This is a genomic window from Sphingobacteriaceae bacterium (genome assembly GCA_016715905.1).
Lineage (GTDB): Bacteria > Bacteroidota > Bacteroidia > B-17B0 > Aurantibacillaceae > Aurantibacillus.
Map to the genome: position 1 here is coordinate 186377 of JADJXI010000007.1, position 19862 is coordinate 206238.

A 19862-nucleotide genomic window follows, 5' to 3' on the forward strand; every position below is an offset into this window, starting at 1 on the left:
TATTAAATTCTTTTGTCATTTTTAAATATTATACTAACAATGCATTTTAAAACCACAAATCATCTTTATCTTTAATTCCGAATGACAAAAAAGAAGAAAAATAAAAGATACCTTTTTGAAGAAGTATTGGATTTTTTGAAACACAACGATTCAAAAAGTTTTAACTACAAACAAATTGGCGCCGCCATGGAATTAAGTAACGACAGTGATCGTGTTGAATTAATAGAGGTATTACAAGCTTTAAAACAACAAGGATTTGTGATAGAAGGAGAAGTTGGAAAATTTCAGGTAAAAGAAACAAAAAAATTTATTACCGGCACTATTGATTTTACATCGCAAGCCACAGCTTTTGTTATACACAGTGATAGCGATAGTGATATTTACATTCCTGCTAAAAAAACAAAGGATGCACTGCAAGGCGATTTGGTAAAAATTCAGCTGGACTCCAAGCACAGAGGGAAACGTAAGGAAGGAACAGTAGTAGAAGTAATTAAACGGGCAAAAACAGAATTTGTAGGAACCATTAAAATTAGTCCGAAATTCGCATTTGTAATTGCAGATCATTCTAAAATTCATGTTGATTTTTTTGTTCGACTCAATCAAATCAACGGTGCAAAAGACGGACAAAAAGTGTTGATACGGTTAGTCGAATGGAAAGAAAAAGAACAAAATCCAACCGCTGAGGTTATTCAAGTATTTGGCAATCCGGGTGAACATAAAACAGAAATGAATGCCATCATGGCTGAATATGGTTTGCCCACACAATTTCCGGATGCCATTGAGTATGAAGCAAAAAAATTACCTACAGAAATTACTGAAGAGGAAATAAAATTGCGACGCGACTTTCGGAAAATCACAACTTTTACCATTGATCCTAACGATGCAAAAGATTTTGACGATGCACTTTCTCTACAAAAATTAGAAAATGGTTTATGGGAAGTGGGTGTACACATTGCAGATGTTACGCATTATTTAAAACCTAAAACAGCTTTGGATAAAGAAGCATTAAACAGAGCAACTAGTGTGTATTTAGTTGATAGATGCATTCCTATGCTTCCCGAAGTGTTAAGTAATTTTGTTTGTTCATTGCGACCTGATGAAGAAAAATATTGCTTTAGTGCTGTTTTTGAAATGGATGATAACGCTGTGGTTCACAACCAATGGTTTGGTAAAACCATAATTTTAAGTGATAGAAGATTCGCCTATGAAGAAGTTCAAACCATAATTGAAGAACAAAAGGGCGAATATAGCACCCAAATTTTAGTGCTTGATAAACTGGCGAAAAAATTAAGACAAGAACGAACAGCTCATGGTTCTATTTTCTTTGATAAAGCCGAAGTGAAATTTAAGTTAGACGATGAAGGAAGTCCGGTTGGTGTGTTTTTCAAAACGCAAAAAGATGCGCATAAATTAATTGAAGATTTTATGCTATTGGCGAACCGAAAAGTTGCCGAATTTTTGGGTGGAAAAAAGGAAGAAGGTAAAACCAATACTAAAAAAACTAAAAACAGTAACGAGAATTTATGCATTTATCGTATTCACGATATACCAAATGATGAAAAATTACAGGAGTTAAGCGGAATGGCTGCTAGATTTGGGCATAAAATGAATATTTCAGATAAAAGAAAAGTTTCTCAATCCATCAATAAACTTTTACAAGATGTAAAAAATAAAAAAGAACAAAGCATGATGGAATTGTTGGCTGTGCGAAGCATGCCTAAAGCAATTTACACTACAAAGAATGTGGGTCATTATGGTTTAGGATTTGAATATTACACACACTTTACCTCACCCATCAGAAGATATCCCGATGTATTAATTCATCGCTTATTGGATGCTCGCTTAAAAGGTGAATCTTACGCTAGCATTGCAGAACTAGAGGCGTTTTGTAAACATTCCAGTGAAATGGAAAGAGCGGCTGCCGAAGCTGAAAGAGCTTCCATCAAATACAAACAAGTTGAATTCATGTCTGATAAACTTGGAGAAACGTTTGATGGAGTGATTACAGGTGTTACTGAATGGGGTATATATGTGGAGATTGTTGAAAATAAATGCGAAGGCATGATCCGAATCCGAGATATTAAAGGTGACCAATATATTTTTGATGAAGATAATTACCGATATGTTGGACGAAACAGCGGCAAAATTTATTCACTTGGAGATGCTGTGCAAGTAATTGTGGTGAGTGCTGATTTATTAAAAAAACAACTGAATTATCAATTTGCAGATATCAATGAACTAACCGCTTCAGTAGAAAAAAGAAACCCGGGTAAAAAAAGAAGACGTAGGTAAATTCAAATTAAAAAGAAAAAATGAAAAAACTAATTATACTTTTTATTATTCTGTCAAACGCACTTTTGGCGCAAGAAATAAAAACGGAATTAATTTATAAGTTTAATAAACCAACTAAAAAAAGCGACAAGACACCGGTAGTTATTTTATTGCACGGTTATGGAAGCAATGAATCAGACTTATTTGAAATTTGTAAATCTTTTGATCCTAAATTCATGACTTTTTCATTAAGGGGGCCATATAAATCTTCCGGATTCGACGGTGCTTCTTGGTATGATTTAAAAAGGAATAATAACGAAATGTCGCACAACTATACCGAAGTCTCAAATAGCCGTAACAAAATTTTATCATTTATTAGTCATGCATGCAAAGCTTATCATTTAGACAGCACCCAGGTTTTTCTTATTGGCTTTAGCCAAGGTGCAATTATGTGTTATGATTTGGCCTTTAGAAATTCTAATAAAATAAAAGGGATTGCAGCGCTTAGCGGTTTATTACTTGAAGAGACAAAAAAACAAAAAAACAAAACTTCTGAATTACTTAAAGTAAATTATTTTATTGCACACGGCTCAATGGATAATGTAATTTCAATAAAAGAAAGTCAAGATGTTTCAAAATATTTAACGGAAATAAAGGCACGATTAACTTATAAAGAATATGAAATTCCGCATTCAATTAATGGTTCAGAGTTAAATGATATTAATGCCTGGCTAAGGAGTAACTTAAAGTCAGAAAAGAAAAAATAAATTAATACTGTTCTTTAGAATTCGGGAAGTCGCGACTTTTTACTTCGGCAATATACTTTTTGAATGCATCACTCATTTGTTTATTTAAATCCAAATACCTTCTCAAAAATCGAGGAGAAAATTCACTGGTCATTCCTAGCATATCGTGTGTTACCAGCACTTGTCCATCCACGCCTCCCCCTGCACCAATTCCGATAATTGGAATATTAACAGATTTAGCCACTTTTTCAGCCAACTTAGCCGGAATTTTTTCCAATACGATAGCAAAGCATCCGAACTGTTCAAGTAATTGGGCATCTTCCACTAATTGCTTTGCTTCTTCCGCCTTTTTTGCTCGTACTGTGTACGTCCCGAATTTATAAATACTTTGCGGGGTAAGGCCCAAATGCCCCATTACCGGGATACCTGCAGTTAAAATACGCTCTATACTCTCTTTTATTTCCTTACCGCCTTCTAACTTAACCGAGTGTGCTCCACTCTCCTTCATAATCCGAATAGCAGAATTTAAAGCCTCCTTTGAATTGGCCTGATAGGCGCCAAAAGGTAAATCAACCACCACCAAGGCTCTATTAACCGCTCTGATAACACTAGAGGCATGATAAATCATTTGATCGAGCGTGATAGGTAAAGTAGTTTCATGACCAGCCATTACATTACTGGCACTATCTCCAACCAAAATAACATCAATACCAGAGCTATCTAAAATCTTGGCCATGGTGTAATCGTATGCAGTTAGCATAGATATTTTCTCACCACGTTGCTTCATCTCCTGAAGCACATGGGTAGTTACTTTTTTTATGACTTTTGGGCCCGGCATTTCTTAAAAACAAAAACCCAACCTTCAGATAAGGAAGGCTGGGTTTAACTTAAAAATTAAAATTTTAATATTGAGAGAAACCTTGTTTATCGGTTACTTTGTGTTCAATTAATAAACCAACACATGCTGCATCTGTAGCTTTGTGCTTATCTTTCTCGGTTGCACCTGTAGGAACCATTACTTCGATGATTAACTGACGAGTGCTTACACTTTGAAATTCAAAAATCTGGGTATCTTCAGCAGTAGCATTATCAAATAACATTTCGCTTGTACGCGCATCCAGAATCTTATAATTTACTTTATCTCCTAAAACAGTTTCGCAACAAACGGAAATTCTGTAATCCATTCCTTTGTAAATAACGCAACGAAGCTTTGAAGTCATTCCCTGATTAAATAATCCACTCTTACTTTGCGCGTTGTATTGCCATTTTTCGTTTTTTGCTTTTTCCAACACACAATATTTTTGATGGAACTTACCGCAAACTCCCGCTTGAGAGAATATTGCGTTGCTGATAAAAACAGCTAAAATTATGGTTATAATATTTTTCATGGCTAATTCTTATTTAGTTTGTGTATAAGAGTTACGTATTGTCTTGATCTTTTCTACAATTCCCTTGTAAACTTCCTCGCTCATTACTAATTGCTGACCACCTGCTAAAAGTTTTTTGCTGTCGTCCTTCTTTTTTACATCGGCTGCATCTTGAACATTAATTTTATTAAACTCTGCCAATAAACCTTCAAAGTCTGCTTTTACAGCTTGTACATCAGGGTCAGCTTCATGCTTACGCAAAAACTCGATTAAGTTTTCTAATGTATACTTTTGATCGGCCAATCTTTCAATTACCGGGCTATTAGCTTCAAACTTAGCTAAGTTAATTGCAATATAAATTGACTCAATCCATCCGCCGGCAACTACTAGTGCTAAGGTTGGACCTTGTTTACTATCTTCTAAAGTTTCGAACGATGAAAAGTAAACATCATCGGTAATTACAGCAAGAGAATCAGGCGATCCAACATTGCTTTCTAATCTTTTTAAAACTTCTGGTTTAATGGCAGTAGAAACGCCAATTTGATCACCCATAGTTTTAACAGTTTTGAAATACTTTAAAGCTTCAGAACCGATTTCGAAAATACTACAGTAACTCAAATCACAGCTATAAATACCAAAATTTAAGGCTTTAGATTTAGCATCGGAGTAATTTTTTTCATTACTTGCTGAGTTAAGGAAAGTGATATTTTTATTATTCTTTCCACCAACCATTTTTATAAAGGTTAGCATTTCACCCGGAGAGGGAACTTGAAAAAAAGTTTCAGAAACAGGGTTTACCTTTGTTTCCGTTTCAGTTTTAACAGAATCTGTGGTTACAATTTCATCAGATTTTTCACTATCACCACAACTGTTTAATGCAAACATGGCAGCAGTAGATAGAAATAATAAAGTTGATTTCTTCATAGGAGTAAAGATATGTTTTTTTTAATTACCTTTTAATAATTTATTAACTAGTGCTGCCGCTTCGTTAAATTCAATTGCTGAATAGACTTTCAGGCCTGATTCGTCGATTAATTTCTTAGCCGCGTCGGCATTTGTACCTTGTAAACGAACGATGATAGGAACCTTTATATTTCCCATGTTTTTATAAGCGTCTACTATTCCTTGCGCTACACGATCACATCGTACAATACCGCCAAAAATATTAACTAAAATTGCTTTTACATTGTCATCTTTCAATATTATTCTAAAGGCTTTTTCAACCCTTTCAGCGTTAGCTGTACCACCAACATCCAAAAAATTGGCAGGTTCGCCACCACTTAATTTAATTAAATCCATGGTAGCCATTGCTAATCCGGCACCATTTACCATACAACCCACATTTCCGTCTAATTTTACATAATTTAACTCTGCATCTTTAGCTTCTACATCAGTTGGATCTTCTTCTGTTTTATCGCGCATAGCTAAATAGTCCGGATGTCTGAATAAACCATTATCATCAAATGAAACCTTGCTATCTACAGCAATAATTTTATCATCGCTGGTTTTCAAAACGGGATTTATTTCAAATAATGAAGCGTCAATAGACTCGTATGCTTTGTAAAGTGAAGTGACAAACTTCACCATTTCTTTAAAGGCATTACCACTTAAACCTAAATTAAAGGCTATTTTACGAGCTTGAAAAGCTTGTAAACCTACACGCGGATCAATTTCTTCTTTCCAAATTTTATCAGGTGTATGTTCTGCTACAGCTTCAATATCCATTCCACCTTCCGTTGAATAAATAATGGTATTTCTTCCTTTTGCTCTATCTAATAGAACACTCATATAAAACTCTTTGGTTGGAGAATTTCCGGGATAATAAACATCTTGGGCTACCAATACTTTGTGTACCTTTTTACCTTTAGCACTAGTTTGAGGGGTAATTAAATTCATTCCTATAATAGCGGATGCTTTTTCCTTCACTTCATCTAAATTCTTGGCTAGTTTAACTCCGCCGCCTTTACCTCTTCCACCTGCATGTATTTGCGCTTTAATAACTACCCAATCACTATTGTATTTTGCTTTCATTTCCTTTGCAGCGGCTACAGCTTGATCAACGGTTTCTGCTACAACACCTTCTTGAATGGCTACACCAAAACTTTTTAAAATGCTCTTACCCTGGTACTCATGTATATTCATAAAACTATATTTATTGCTTCAAATTTAAGATTTTATTCCATATTTGACCGTTTGCCAAAAAAAAATCCCTCCATTTTGAAGTGGAAGGATTTAATTTATAAGATTAGAGGATTATTTAAATAAGCTTACGTTTCCTTTTTGTTCGTATTCTTTACCATCTTTTCCTTTTGATTTGATGATATAGAAGTATACACCACTAGCACATTCTTTACCTGAGAAATTCTTGCCATCCCAGGCAATATTACCGGTTGAACTGGTTGTTTCGTATACTTTATTACCCCAACGATCAAGGATAACAGCATTAATTTCAGTTAGATTGGCCACTTTTAAGAAGAATACATCATTGTTACCATCTCCATTTGGCGTAAATACGTTTGGTACTTCCATTTTTGAAGGAATATCAACTGTAATAATTTTATACGCTGTATCCACACAACTTCCTTTTGTAGCAATTAACATTACTGTATAAGTGCCAGGAGTTGGATATGTTGCTGAAGTATAAAGGGCCGAGTTGGTAGTTGTTTGAGATGTTCCGTTACCAAAACTCCAAACTGAAGTAATGCTTCCGCTACCACCACTACTTGCCGATGTATTTTGGAAACCTACGGTATGAGGTGCATAACCTGTTGGTGCATCTGGAGTAAAGTCTGCATTTAATCCTCCAGGAAGTACAGTAAAGTGTCCTATTGCCTGGCAACCTGTTAATGTATTTGAAACGATATATTCATATTCACCTAATTTATCAACTGAAACGCTTTGTGATGCAGTACCACTCAATAATGGATTTAAGTTCACCTGGATTGCATTAGTTGGTGTGAAGGCAGTTCCTGAAGGGTATTCTGTTACTAAGTATCTGATACCTCCTGTCATTGTTCCTGTTAAGGCAAAGCTTAAAGTAGCCGCTGTATTAACACCACCACAATCTAAAGTTGAAGTAGCAAAAGCATTGGTTATCACAGGAGGTTGGGTCCTGTCTAAAACATTTACAGTACCGGTATGTTTACAACCATTGTAATTATCTTCTATCGTTAATGAATATACTCCCGGCACATAACAGCTGTATGAAGATGCTCCTGCTACCGTTCCCTGAGGAGACGGACCTTCCCAATAAGGATTTGCAACGAATGCACTTGGGCCACCACCCGAAGTGGTTGTACTACTACCTGTTGTTAATACTACTGGTGCACTACCTGCATTACAATAAATAGCTGTAGGTGTTGCTATAGAAATAGTAGGGCTAGAAATCGGCGGTTTGAAGTTTTGATTAATCTGAACCACAGAAGTAGATTGACAAGCGTTTAACGTGTTTGTTGCTACAACCGTAAAGTTAGCATAGGTTAATGATGTAGTACTTGTGTTTGGACCATTTGCCGGATCACCAATAACTACTGTAGGAGTTGACAAGGTTGGAGGCGTTGACGGTACATTCCAAGTAATAATCGTATTGCCTGTTGTAGTTGTTCCCGTAGCAATTACGGTAGGGTTTTTACAAGTAAGCGTTGGAGTAAATAATGATGCCGAAACATTAGGCGCAACTGTGTTTTGTAACACCGGAACCTGAATTGTGGTTCTACAGAAGTTTGAGTTATCCTGCACTATGATAGTCCAAGTTCCAGGTAACGTAGTTACTGTTGAGCTGTTATTTCCTAAAATTACACTTGGTGTAACTACTCCTGTAAATGTTGGTGCTAAAAACGTATAACTACAAGTTGCCGGCGGTGTTTGTGTAGATACCGGATTAATAATAGATAATGTAGTACTGTTTAAAGGTGCACATCCAACAGAGAAATTGGTTGGACTACTTAAAGAGAATGTAGGCCATGCAGATAATGAAGTAACTGTTACCGTTTTAGCAGACGAACAACCGTTTACCTGATTAGTTGTTACCAAGGTGTACACGCCCGGAGGAATTGCTCCACTTAAAATACTTATAGTATTATTTGAAGTCGCAATTGGAACACCACCCGGTAAAGGGTTTAATGGGCTATACCAATCGTGTTGAATATTAACTGTTGGATTAGAAACTGTTCCACTAAATGTTACCGGCGCACCAGAATTACATGTAATAGCTTGCGATAATGGATTTACAGTATTTGTTGGTTGCGTAGTAAACATAGCAATTGATACTATTTCTGTTGTGAAGCAACCTGTAGCAGGGTCAGTAGCAGTAACTGTTATATTATTAGCAGCCGTAATGCCTACTTGCGCTTGGTTTGAAGTGAAGGAAGGACTCGACCAAAAATAATTCAAGGTCCCATAAGTGTAATTAGATACAGCTTGCAAATTAATTGTTGGATTAATACAAGTTATAGAATAAGAACCGGTTAAATTATTAACGGTAAAGGTTACCGGAGGAGGGGCAGGTAAAACATTTAATGTTAATGTTACTTTACATCCTAAAGGATCTTGCACGACGACAGTAGTTATTCCTATTGGTAAACCTGTGGCCGTGAGCGAGTTTCCGGATAATGATCCCGGTATCGGACTCCAAGTAATTGTAGAGTTGACGGAAGCAGACCCTGCTGTAGTTAATTGTGCAACTGATAAAGAGTTTGTACAACCCGCTTGAGTGGCAGATATTAAGGCAATAGGTGCTGGCGTAATACTTACTGTAATTACTTTATTAATAGGAGCACATGATCCCGGAGGCTGCATGGTTAATATTAATGTACCACTTTGATTTGTAACTAAAGTAGTGTTTGTATTATTCGGAACAGTTAATGGAGCAGGAATACTGATTTGTCCTGAATTCCAACTGTAAGGCCCTAGTCCCGGAGGAGCAGTAATAGTTGCACCGTTAGCACCACAAGTAGGTAATGTAATACTTGGAGTACCGGCAGGGAATCCCTGACCATTTCCTATAATATCCATTGGTAAACATTGGGCATCAAAGTAAACTTGACCCCAGTGACCACCAGCTGTACAATCCGCAACAATAATGTCTAATGTTACGTTTTGTCCTAGATAAGCAGTTAAATCTAAAGAGTTAATAAACCACTTACTGAAAACTTGCGCATTTCCTCCTGTATATGGATTTCCTGAAGGCATTAAGTAATATGGCATTGGAGTTACAGTAGTACATTGAGCACTTGGAGCAGCTACTGAAAATTGCGGACAAGATAAAGTATTACCGCCTACTGAAACTAAAATTTTAAATGAACTAGCATCACAGCAACCATGTCCGGTAGAAAACACCGACATAAATGCAAATTGAAATACCGCATTTTGAGGGGTAACCGCAAATGTTTTAGATAATTTTTCTAAGCTATAGTTGTTTTGGTTGTTATTTATTCGAATAACTTTAGTTCCTTGCATTGGGAACGAAATTTGAGGGTTAATCCCATTTCCATTATTCGCACCGGTACCAAAAACTGAATAAATAGGATATACACCACCAATATTTGGATCAATATATCCTGTTCCACTTGGGCAATCAATCAAAGCACCTTGATAAGGCGGATTTGGACAACATCCTAATAAATTACAAGCATCATTAATACCTTGTACATTACCTGATGTAATTGACCAACCTGCAATTTGATTAATGCCTGTTAACGGAGCCGGAGTTGAAGCTTCAAAGTCTTCATTAGTACAAGCCGGAACTACCACATTATTCCCAAAATTGAAGTTTTGAATAGCAGTTTTCTTAGATACTTGTGGCCATAAACCATATTTACTGTTAACAAACTCTCTTTTTAATTGCCACATTTTTACCGGAAATTCTTCTCCCGTAAAGCCTTCGCTAATAGCGGCGGCTGAAGCTGACTGCTCATCAAAGCCGTTTAATGAATCTATACCAAAATTGTAATTCTTACAAAAATTGGCGAATACCTTATTCGGTACTTGAGCACTTAAATCACTGATTGCTAGTGTAATAATAGCAAAAAGGATCGCGATGATTTTTGTGTTTTTTTTCATTTTATTTTATATGTTAATCTTTTTATTTGATAAAACTTTTCAGTACATAAATACAATAATCGTACCAAATATTGTTAAAAATGAAACCTCGATGTTTTTTAACACATCGAGGTTTCATTACAATTAATTATTAGATACTATCGCATTAAAGTGACATTTCCTTTACTACTATACTCTTTACCATCTTTGCCTTTGGCAGTGATAATATAAAAGTAAACACCTGCTGAACATTCAGCCCCTTGGAAGTTTTTACCCTCCCACGCAATATTGCCGGTTGCTGAATTGGTTTCATAAACCTTATTTCCCCATCTGTCATGAATGATAGCATGTATTTCTCCGATTCCGGCCACCTTTAGAAAAAACACATCATTACTTCCATCTCCATTTGGTGTAAAAATATTCGGAACTTCAAGTTTTGATGGCATTTCTGCTAACACCACTCTATATGCAGTGTCAACACAAGTTCCTTTTGTAGAAATTATCATAACTGTATAACTCCCAGGAGCGTTATAAATGCTCGAAGTATTAATATTTGATGTAGTGGTTTGACTTGTCCCATTACCAAAACTCCAAACCGTTATAATACTATTAGAACTCAAACTTGTACTTGAAAGATTAGTGAAATTAACGGTTAACGGGGCATAACCCACAGATGGATTAGCTTCAAAATTGGCATTTAAATCGCCAGGTACCACCTCTACAGTGCCATTCGCTTTACAACCGGTTAAGGTATTTGTTACTGTATAAAAATATAACCCCGGTTCAGAAACATTTATTGTAGACGAAGACGTTCCACTTAAAATTGGATTAATATTATGCGTTATTGCGTTGGTAGGAGAAAAGGCGGCACCATGCGGATAATAATCAATTAAATATTTAACACCTCCAGTCATTGTTCCGGTTAATGCTAAAATCATAGTAGCCTGACTGGTTCCGCAATCTAAAGTAGCTTGAGCAACAGGTTCTGTAATTACAGGCGGTTGCGTTCTATCCAAAACATTCACCGTTCCGGTTTTTAAGCATCCATTATAATTATCTTCTATAGTTAATGAATATACTCCCGGAACATAACAACTATAAGATGACGGTCCGCAGGTTGGCGTTTGAGGTGATGGGCCCTCCCAACATGGATTAACCACAAATGCTAATGCCCCACCACCTGAAGTAGTGGTACTGTTACCTGTGGTCAATACTACAGGTGCGTACGCTCCGGTACAATATATCGCAGTAGGTGTCGCAATTGAAATTGTAGGGCTTGAAATGGGCGGTTTGAAATTTTGATTTATGGTAACAACCGAAGTTGACTGACAAGCATTTAAAGAATTGGTGGCAACTACAGTAAAATTAGCGTAAGTCAGGGCGGTTGTACTTGTATTTGGACCATTCGCAGGGTCACCTATAACTAATGTTGGAGTGGATAGTGTTGGGGGCGTAGAAGGTACATTCCAAGTAATACTTGTAAAAGGAGTAGTAGTTGTACCTGTACCTACAAATGTTGGCGTACGGCAAGTTAATGTTTGTGTAATCATAAAAGCAGAAACATTTGGCGCTACTGTGTTCTGAAGCACAGGAACCTGAATGGTAGTTCTGCAAAAATTAGAATTATCCTGAACAATTACTGTCCAGGTTCCGGGCAATGTGGTGGTGGTTGAACTATTATTTCCTAATACAACGCTAGGCGTCACAACGCCTGTAAATGTTGGAGCTAAAAATGTATAACTACATGTGGCAGGCGGTGTTTGTGTTGAAACCGGATTAATAATGGAAATGGTAGTACTATTTAACGGTGCGCATCCGACAGAGAAATTAGTTGGACTACTCAAAGAAAACGTTGGCCAGGCTGATAACGAAGTAACAGTTACCGTTTTTTGACTCGTACAACCGTTTACTAAATTAGTTGTAACTAATGTATAAACTCCCGGCGGAATTGCACCACTTAAAATACTTATAGTATTATTTGAAGTGGCAATTGGAACACCGCCTGGTAAAGGATTCAACGGACTGTACCAATCGTGCTGAACATTTACGGTTGGATTGGTTACTGTACCTGAAAAAGTGACCGGAGCCCCGGAATTACACGTTATTACTTGTGTAGTTGGGTTGACTGTATTAGTTGGTGCTGTTGTATTAATCCCAATTGATAAGGTGTTCTGTAAAAAACAATTTGTTGTGAGATCTATCCCTAATAAGGTTAAAGTAGGTATTGGTGCAGATATAGAAACGGTTTGAGTATTAGAAGTAAAAGATGGACTAGTCCATGAATACGTTAAAGGACCATAAGTGTAATTACTAATAACCGCCAGATTAATTGTTGGATTCGTACAAGTAATAGAATTACTTCCTGTTAAATTAACTATAGTATAAGAAACAGGTGGTGGAGCCGGTAAAATATTTATAGTAACGGTCTTTACACAACCGACAACATCAACTACAGTGACTGTAACTACTCCTGAAGGAAAACCTGTACCTACTAATGAATTACCCGAAATACTTTGAGGAGCCGGACTCCAAACCACAGAAGCCGGTACAGAAGCCGAACCCGCCGTTGTTAGTGAAATTACAGCTACAGAATTGGAACAGCTTACTTGAGTAGCTGTAGCTAAAACTTGTGCACTTCCACTACTTGTATAAACTGTTACCGCATTGGTGGCGGTCCAACATGATAATGAACCACCTTGAACGGTAACCGTATATGTAGTTTGATTGGTTGGACTAGCAATAGGATTAGAACAAGTTGAACAACTTAAACCAAGAGCCGGTGACCAGCTATACGTAATAGAACCCGGCCCACAAGCGTTTTGTAATTGGGCCGTTAATTGTGTTGTATTGGTAGGACAAATTGTTGGGTTAGGCATAGGTTGAATAATGGGTAAAATAAAACTACCAGGGGTGGTAAATGTATAAGTTGGCGTCCAACCACTCGGTGTAAATCCTCCGATATTATTTTCTCTAGCCCTGAATTTATAGGTTGTACCCGGACACAAAGTTGCCAGGTTAATGGCCCATACCGGATAATTCATTGGCTGTGTATTGGGTTTAGTTATTGAATTTGAAACGAAGAATGGAGCAACACCATCAAAATTTGTATTTAAACATTCCAGCTCCAACTCAATTACATATGTACAAGCCCAAGCGGTATTACTTACCCAAGTTAAATTTAAACTACCACCGGAAACAGATATCACGCTTAAGGTAGGAATAGCCATTGGTGTACAAGCTTTGGTTTTTTGAAAGCTCACTAAAATCAAGGCCAAAACTAATAATGCGCTTAATTTGTTTCTCAGTTTGTTTAAATTCTTCATAGGATATAATTATTAATAACTTAAAATTAACAAATATTATGCCAAGAATACATAAATTGGTGAATGAGATAGTAAAAACGTAATTTTAACATATTAATTTCCGAAATAAAAAGAATTCTACGTTTGTTCTAATTTAATGATTCACCATGAAACCAAAAACCCCATCACAATCACTTACTATTAATACTGAAGTTGTATTACCCAACGACACCAATCATGTAGGCAACCTCTTTGGAGGCAAATTAATGCAATGGGTAGATATTACGGCTGCGATTGCTGCCCAAAGACATTGCGGACGCGTAGTGGTAACTGCTTCCATCAATCAGGTTAGTTTTGATAATCCAATAAAACAAAACAGTGTGGTTACTTTAGAAGCAAAAGTAAGCAGAGCTTTTACCAGTAGCATGGAAATATTTGTAGACGTGTTTGTGGAAAACACAGTAACCGGAGTACAAACCAAATGCAATGAAGCCATTCTTACGTTTGTGGCTATTGATCAAAACGGAGCCCCTCTACCCGTTCCGGCAATCACACCTGAAACAGATTTGGAAAAGAAGAGATATGATAGCGCTTTAAGAAGAAGACAACTTTCCTTGATTCTATCAGGCAGAATGAAACCGGATGAAGCAACCGAACTGAAGGCACTTTTTATTAAAGATTGAGCATTTCCTTTTTTAAGTAAGATCCGGTAATACTTTTTCGATCTTTAATTAATTCTTCGGGTGTTCCGGTAAACAATATCTGTCCGCCTCCTCTACCTCCTTCAGGCCCCATGTCAATTACATAGTCTGCCATTTTAATCACATCCAAATTATGTTCTATCACTAAAACTGTATTTCCGCTGTCAACCAACTTCATCAAAACATCCATCAATATTCGAATATCTTCAAAATGTAAACCCGTTGTGGGCTCATCCAAAATATAAAAAGTATTTCCTGTATCTCTTTTGCTCAATTCTGAAGCTAATTTCACACGTTGCGCTTCTCCACCACTCAGTGTTGTTGCTTGCTGACCCAAAGTGATATAATCTAAACCAACATCTTTTAATGTTTTCAATTGACGATAAATAGTAGGGATATTTTCAAAAAATTCACACGCATATTCAATCGTCATATTCAGTACATCACTTATCGATTTACCTTTGTATCTCACTTCAATTGTTTCCCTATTGTAACGTTTACCGTTGCACTCATCGCAAACTACATATACATCAGGTAAAAAATTCATTTCAATAGTTTTTAAACCGGCACCACCACAGGTCTCACATCTTCCTCCTTTTACATTAAAGGAAAATCTTCCGGCCTTATAACCTCTTATTTTTGCTTCCGGAATTTCAGCAAATAAATTTCTGATGTCTGTAAATACCCCACTATAAGTGGCCGGATTGCTTCTGGGTGTTCTTCCAATTGGGGATTGATCAATATCTATCACCTTATCAATGTTTTCAATACCAACACACGATTTGAAGGATAATGGTTTTCTTTCGGAATTATAAAGATGCGCTGCTAATACCGGGTATAAAGTTTCATTGATTAAACTGCTTTTTCCACTACCGCTCACACCCGACACGCAAATTAATTTTCCCAAGGGAAAACGTGCATTTACTTTTTTTAAATTATGGCCTGTACATTCTTTTATTTCAATAAATTTACCATTCCCCGCTCTCCTTACTTTGGGTATTTCAATTTTTCGTTTTCCATTTATATAATCGGATGTAATGGTATTAAATTTTATCATTTCACTCGGACTTGATTCTGCAACAATTCTCCCACCATGAATACCGGCACCAGGCCCAATATCAATTACATAATCACATTCTAAAATCATTTCTTTATCGTGTTCCACAACCAATACACTATTTCCTACATCCCTTAAATTTTTTAAGGCCTCAATTAAACGTGCATTATCTCTTTGATGCAAACCAATGCTTGGCTCGTCTAATATATAAAGCACTCCAACTAATTGAGATCCTATTTGAGTAGCTAATCGTATACGTTGCGCCTCACCTCCACTAAGAGAATTAGAAGATCTGTTTAACGTAACATAATCTAATCCTACATCCATTAAAAATCCAATTCGGGATTTTATTTCCTTCAGTATTTCCTGAGCAATAATATTTTGTTGCGGAGATAATTTTCGTTCAATATTATTAAACCATTCTTTAAGTAAGGATATATCCAGTTCGGCTAACTCTGCAATATTTTTTTCATTGATTCTAAAAAACAAGGCTTCTTTTTTCAAACGGGTTCCGTTGCAAACCGGACAAGTTTTTTTGTTGGTGAAAGCCTGAGCCCAACGCAGCATAGCCGGACTTGGATCATCTTCCGACATCCTAGATATAAAAGTTGCGATGCCTTCAAAAGACACATCGTAAGATCCTGCTTCTGTACTTACTTTAAATAATTCATCGCTTCCGTTTAAAAGCACTTGTAATGCTTCATCACTGAAATTTGTAAATGGTGTGTCGAGATCAAAATCGTATACTTTGCCAATTGCTTCTAATTGTTTTAATATCCATGAATTTTTATTTTTTGTAATTGCTACAATTCCGCCTTTTGCAATGCTTAATTTTTTATCAGGAATAATTTTATCTATGTCAATTTCAGAAATATTTCCTAAACCACTACAGTTCGAACAAGCGCCATAAGGTGAATTAAATGAAAAAAGATTAGGAGCGGGCTCATCGTAACTAATTCCGCTGGTTGGACACATTAATAAACGACTATACAGTCGGGCTGAACTTTTACTTGTTGGATTTTTTTTTAATTTTGTTTTCGGTTTTTGCTCAACGGCATGCTCCAATATCATTAAAGTGCCTTTCCCTATTTTCATTGCCAATTGCACAGATTGAGATAATCTACTTTTAACACTGCCTTCCACTTCTATTCTGTCAATTACAATTTCAATATCGTGAACTTTATAACGATCAAGTTGCATTTTTGGTTTCAACTCCTGCAATTCACCATCCACTCTAACTTTACTAAAGCCTTTTTTTCGAATATCTTCAAATAACTCTCGGTAATGTCCTTTCCTCCCCTTAACTACCGGTGATAAAACAACAATTATTTTTTGATCAAAATCTTTCAGAATACTTCTCACAATCTGATCATCGGTAAAGCGCATCATTTTCTCTCCGGTTACGTAAGAAAATGCTTCACCTGCACGGGCAAAAAGCAAACGCAAGAAATCATAAATTTCAGTGATTGTTCCAACAGTAGAACGGGGATTTTTATTTACTGTTTTTTGTTCAATAGAAATAACAGGACTCAATCCGGAAATTTTATCCACGTCGGGTCTTTCTAAATTTCCAAGAAATTGCCGGGCATAAGAGGAAAAACTTTCCATATAACGTCTTTGACCTTCCGCATATATTGTATCAAATGCTAAAGAAGATTTTCCGCTACCGCTCAAACCCGTAATAACCACCAGTTTATTCCGAGGTATGTTTATTGAAATATTTTTAAGATTATGAGAACGGGCACCTATAATTTCTATTTGCTCATCATCTATCCGATCCTTTTCGTGCTTATCAAGTGCCATGCATCAAAAATAGTCTGGATTTTCTGAAAAATTAAATCAGTTTAATAACAAAGTTTAAAGTCATTACTAAAACGGTGCTACTAAACAATATAACAATATTACGTGCGCCATTTTGAAAATTCATTCGGATATGTAACAAACAATAAACAAGCGTAAAAATAAAGGGTAGTAAGCTAGGATTTAATTGAAGACTTAAAAAAAAATCTCCTTTTATTAAGGCGATAAAAGCCCTTTGCATACCACATCCCGGACATTCAACTCCCAAAACAGCCTTAAATGAACAGGCTAATAAATTATTTTCAATAAATTCAATCAAGCTTATAATGCATTGAGGGCCCCAAAAGCTAGGGTGCCAACAATAAAGAAATACACTACCAAAAACAGAATATATAAACCCGACAAACTCATGCCGATGATAGCACAAATTTTACCGGCTTTTAAATTTTTGTAGGAAGCAATTGAGTAAGCAGTTGGATTCTCTTTATACAATTTATCGCCTTGATTAGCCAGAACAATAGCTATAATACCCAATATAATTGATACAATACCGTAGCACCAACAAAAAACAATAGATAAAATTCCAAGCACCAACACCCCAACGCTATTCGGTACATTTTGAGTCCCGCCAAAATTCTGATTTACGGGGTTATTAGAATTTGTATTCATTTCTTGCTCCATAACATTAAAATAATTTGATGTAAAAGTGAGAAAAATAATTGAGATTTAAGCCGCCTTGCTTAATTACATGAATTTCTCAAGTTCAGAAAGTACAAAATCGGGCTTTAAATCGTTTAAACATTTAAAATCGGGGCAAAGTAAAGGGTTACTTGCTTTACTTTTATTTGGGTTTAACCAGGCATTACAAGGCATACAGTTTAAATTCAGTTTAACAATTTTGTAATCCACTTTTTCAACTTGTTCATAACTATAGTAAACGCTAGACGAGGCACCCCAAATCACAAAACTCTTTAAACCTAAGGCAAAAGCCAAATGCATCAAACCACCATCCGGGCCAATAAAAAGTTCGGCACCTTTTAGTATTCCATCTAACTCATTTAAAGATGTTTTACCAATTAGCGAAATAAATTTTTGAGGATTAAGATTTAATTGATTGAAAACAATCTCCTCTCCCTTTCCGCCCAAAAACACAAAATCTTTATCAGGATATTTAATTTGTAAAGACTCAAGAAAAGTTTTCCAATGGTGAACAGGCCAATTTTTATAGGGTGTTTTTGCATTGCCGGCACACAGATGAATACAAAAATAATTTTTAACCAATTTTTCCGACGACTGCGATGGAACAAGTGAAAAATGGTTTTGATTTAATTTTGGGGTCTTACCCAAAACTAGTAAATAGTTTTGAGAAGCGTCGTGTATGTTAGGTTCGGGATTTTTTATTATTAGATTCCCACTTCTTGAAGAAATATTTTTGGAGTTTGTAATTACGGTATCACCGCATTTTTTTAAAAAAAATAAAATAAGTTTACCACCGCACAAATGATTTAAAAAAATATTGTTGTACTTCTTTCGGTTTTTCCAGGAGAATAAAATCCATTGTAATTTTGAATTTACTTTCAAAATTTCATGAACAAGATTGTTTTTTTTTAGAATTTCTAACTCAGGGGTATCGTTAATTAAAAGAATGTCCGGCTTAACAATTAAATCTTTTAATGTAGGTACCCAAAGTAAAACATCGCCAATGCCACCATGGATGACAATTAAATTATTTTCGTGCTTTTTCAATTTTGGAATTTACCTGACCAATTATTAACAAAGCATCATTTTCAGTTGGAACAAAAATGAAATTATTTACATATTGTAAGCTTCCATAATCTTCCATTTTTTGTTCAAGGAAAGAATCGGGATTATATTCAATCAAGCGGTTTTGTAGTATTGAATAATAAAAAGCTTTATAATTTAAATCTGATTCAATTCTTGATATTATTTCTTGAATTCCATTTTCATGTTGCCTATTTTCAATTTCAATGATTAAAACCGGACGTAATTTAGTAACCGTTTTAAGAGCTCCTTCCAGCACATTTAATTCATTACCTTCTACATCAATTTTTATCAAACCAATATTGTTATTTTTTAATTGCTTTACAGTTTCGTCTAACGTTGTTATTTTAACTTTATAATTGTGTGCATTATTTTCATCGGGCTGAGATTTAAGATTAGCCAAACAATCATCAGCTTGATTCTCGGTGAAAGGGATGGTTAAATATCCTTCGCCTGGAGTTGATGCAAGCGCTTTTTGAAAAACAATAACTTTTCTGAAAACAAAAGAAAGTCTTTTGGCCAGAATCGGATTAGGTTCAAATGCAACTATGTGATTTGGTTTTAAAAACTGTAAGGCCGAAAAAATGTAAGAACCTTTATTAGCCCCGATATCTATAAAAATTTCGTCAGGCTTAATAAAAAAAGGTAATATCAAAAGTTCAGGTTCAACACCTAATGAAATGAAGTTAGTGAGATTTGCCTTTTTTAGCAACGTAAAGTTTTTCCTAATGTATAAGAATGGAAATAAAAATATTATTAAATCTTTGAATTTCAATATCTTACTTTTTAATTATTCT

Annotated in this window: 14 protein-coding genes; 3 read left to right on the forward strand and 11 right to left on the reverse strand. The window is 35.7% G+C overall.

Annotated features, from left to right (window positions below; all coding sequences use genetic code 11):
- The first annotated feature begins 81 nt into the window (after nucleotides 1-81).
- Together rnr and IPM51_11150 are read left to right on the forward strand one after the other, a co-directional pair.
- Nucleotides 82-2292 carry a ribonuclease R gene (gene rnr / locus IPM51_11145; GenBank protein MBK9284854.1) on the forward strand — a complete coding sequence of 737 codons (2211 nt, stop codon included), beginning with the start codon at nucleotides 82-84 and terminating at the stop codon, nucleotides 2290-2292.
- Between the two features lie 20 nt (nucleotides 2293-2312).
- Nucleotides 2313-3038, forward strand: a complete 726-nt coding sequence (locus tag IPM51_11150; GenBank protein ID MBK9284855.1) for a dienelactone hydrolase family protein — start codon at nucleotides 2313-2315, stop codon at nucleotides 3036-3038.
- Nucleotide 3039: 1 nt separating this feature from the next.
- On the opposite strand, the gene panB is transcribed toward IPM51_11150, so the two are convergent.
- From panB to IPM51_11180, 6 genes are all read right to left on the reverse strand, one after another.
- Nucleotides 3040-3855: a 3-methyl-2-oxobutanoate hydroxymethyltransferase gene (gene panB, locus IPM51_11155; protein ID MBK9284856.1), complete on the reverse strand. Its 816-nt coding sequence runs from the start codon at nucleotides 3853-3855 to the stop codon at nucleotides 3040-3042.
- 64 nt (nucleotides 3856-3919) lie between these two features.
- Nucleotides 3920-4405, reverse strand: a complete 486-nt coding sequence (locus IPM51_11160; protein MBK9284857.1) for a hypothetical protein — start codon at nucleotides 4403-4405, stop codon at nucleotides 3920-3922.
- Between the two features lie 9 nt (nucleotides 4406-4414).
- A complete protein-coding gene (locus tag IPM51_11165; GenBank protein MBK9284858.1) occupies nucleotides 4415-5308 on the reverse strand; it encodes a hypothetical protein in 894 nt (297 codons plus the stop codon).
- A 21-nt stretch (nucleotides 5309-5329) separates the two neighbouring features.
- Complete coding sequence (sucC, locus tag IPM51_11170) at nucleotides 5330-6526, reverse strand: ADP-forming succinate--CoA ligase subunit beta (GenBank protein MBK9284859.1); 1197 nt, start codon at nucleotides 6524-6526, stop codon at nucleotides 5330-5332.
- Nucleotides 6527-6637: 111 nt separating this feature from the next.
- Nucleotides 6638-10444 carry a gliding motility-associated C-terminal domain-containing protein gene (locus IPM51_11175; protein ID MBK9284860.1) on the reverse strand — a complete coding sequence of 1269 codons (3807 nt, stop codon included), beginning with the start codon at nucleotides 10442-10444 and terminating at the stop codon, nucleotides 6638-6640.
- 137 nt (nucleotides 10445-10581) lie between these two features.
- On the reverse strand, nucleotides 10582-13746 hold the full coding sequence (locus IPM51_11180; protein MBK9284861.1) for a gliding motility-associated C-terminal domain-containing protein: 3165 nt from the start codon (nucleotides 13744-13746) through the stop codon (nucleotides 10582-10584).
- Nucleotides 13747-13892: 146 nt separating this feature from the next.
- On the opposite strand from IPM51_11180, the gene IPM51_11185 reads away from it, so the two are divergent.
- Nucleotides 13893-14408 carry an acyl-CoA thioesterase gene (locus tag IPM51_11185; protein MBK9284862.1) on the forward strand — a complete coding sequence of 172 codons (516 nt, stop codon included), beginning with the start codon at nucleotides 13893-13895 and terminating at the stop codon, nucleotides 14406-14408.
- On the opposite strand, the gene uvrA is transcribed toward IPM51_11185, so the two are convergent.
- The 5 genes from uvrA to IPM51_11210 form a co-directional block, all read right to left on the reverse strand.
- On the reverse strand, nucleotides 14398-17286 hold the full coding sequence (gene uvrA / locus IPM51_11190) for an excinuclease ABC subunit UvrA (GenBank protein ID MBK9284863.1): 2889 nt from the start codon (nucleotides 17284-17286) through the stop codon (nucleotides 14398-14400). The two genes, IPM51_11185 and uvrA, sit on opposite strands and share 11 nt — an antisense overlap.
- A 31-nt stretch (nucleotides 17287-17317) precedes the next feature.
- Complete coding sequence (locus IPM51_11195) at nucleotides 17318-17602, reverse strand: DUF2752 domain-containing protein (GenBank protein ID MBK9284864.1); 285 nt, start codon at nucleotides 17600-17602, stop codon at nucleotides 17318-17320.
- 2 nt (nucleotides 17603-17604) lie between these two features.
- Nucleotides 17605-17952, reverse strand: coding sequence for a hypothetical protein (locus IPM51_11200; GenBank protein MBK9284865.1), 348 nt, complete (start codon nucleotides 17950-17952; stop codon nucleotides 17605-17607).
- 75 nt (nucleotides 17953-18027) lie between these two features.
- Nucleotides 18028-19029, reverse strand: coding sequence for a glycosyltransferase family 9 protein (locus IPM51_11205; protein ID MBK9284866.1), 1002 nt, complete (start codon nucleotides 19027-19029; stop codon nucleotides 18028-18030).
- Nucleotides 19010-19777 carry an FkbM family methyltransferase gene (locus IPM51_11210; protein MBK9284867.1) on the reverse strand — a complete coding sequence of 256 codons (768 nt, stop codon included), beginning with the start codon at nucleotides 19775-19777 and terminating at the stop codon, nucleotides 19010-19012. Before IPM51_11210 ends, IPM51_11205 begins: the two co-directional genes overlap by 20 nt.
- Nucleotides 19778-19862 lie beyond the last annotated feature (85 nt).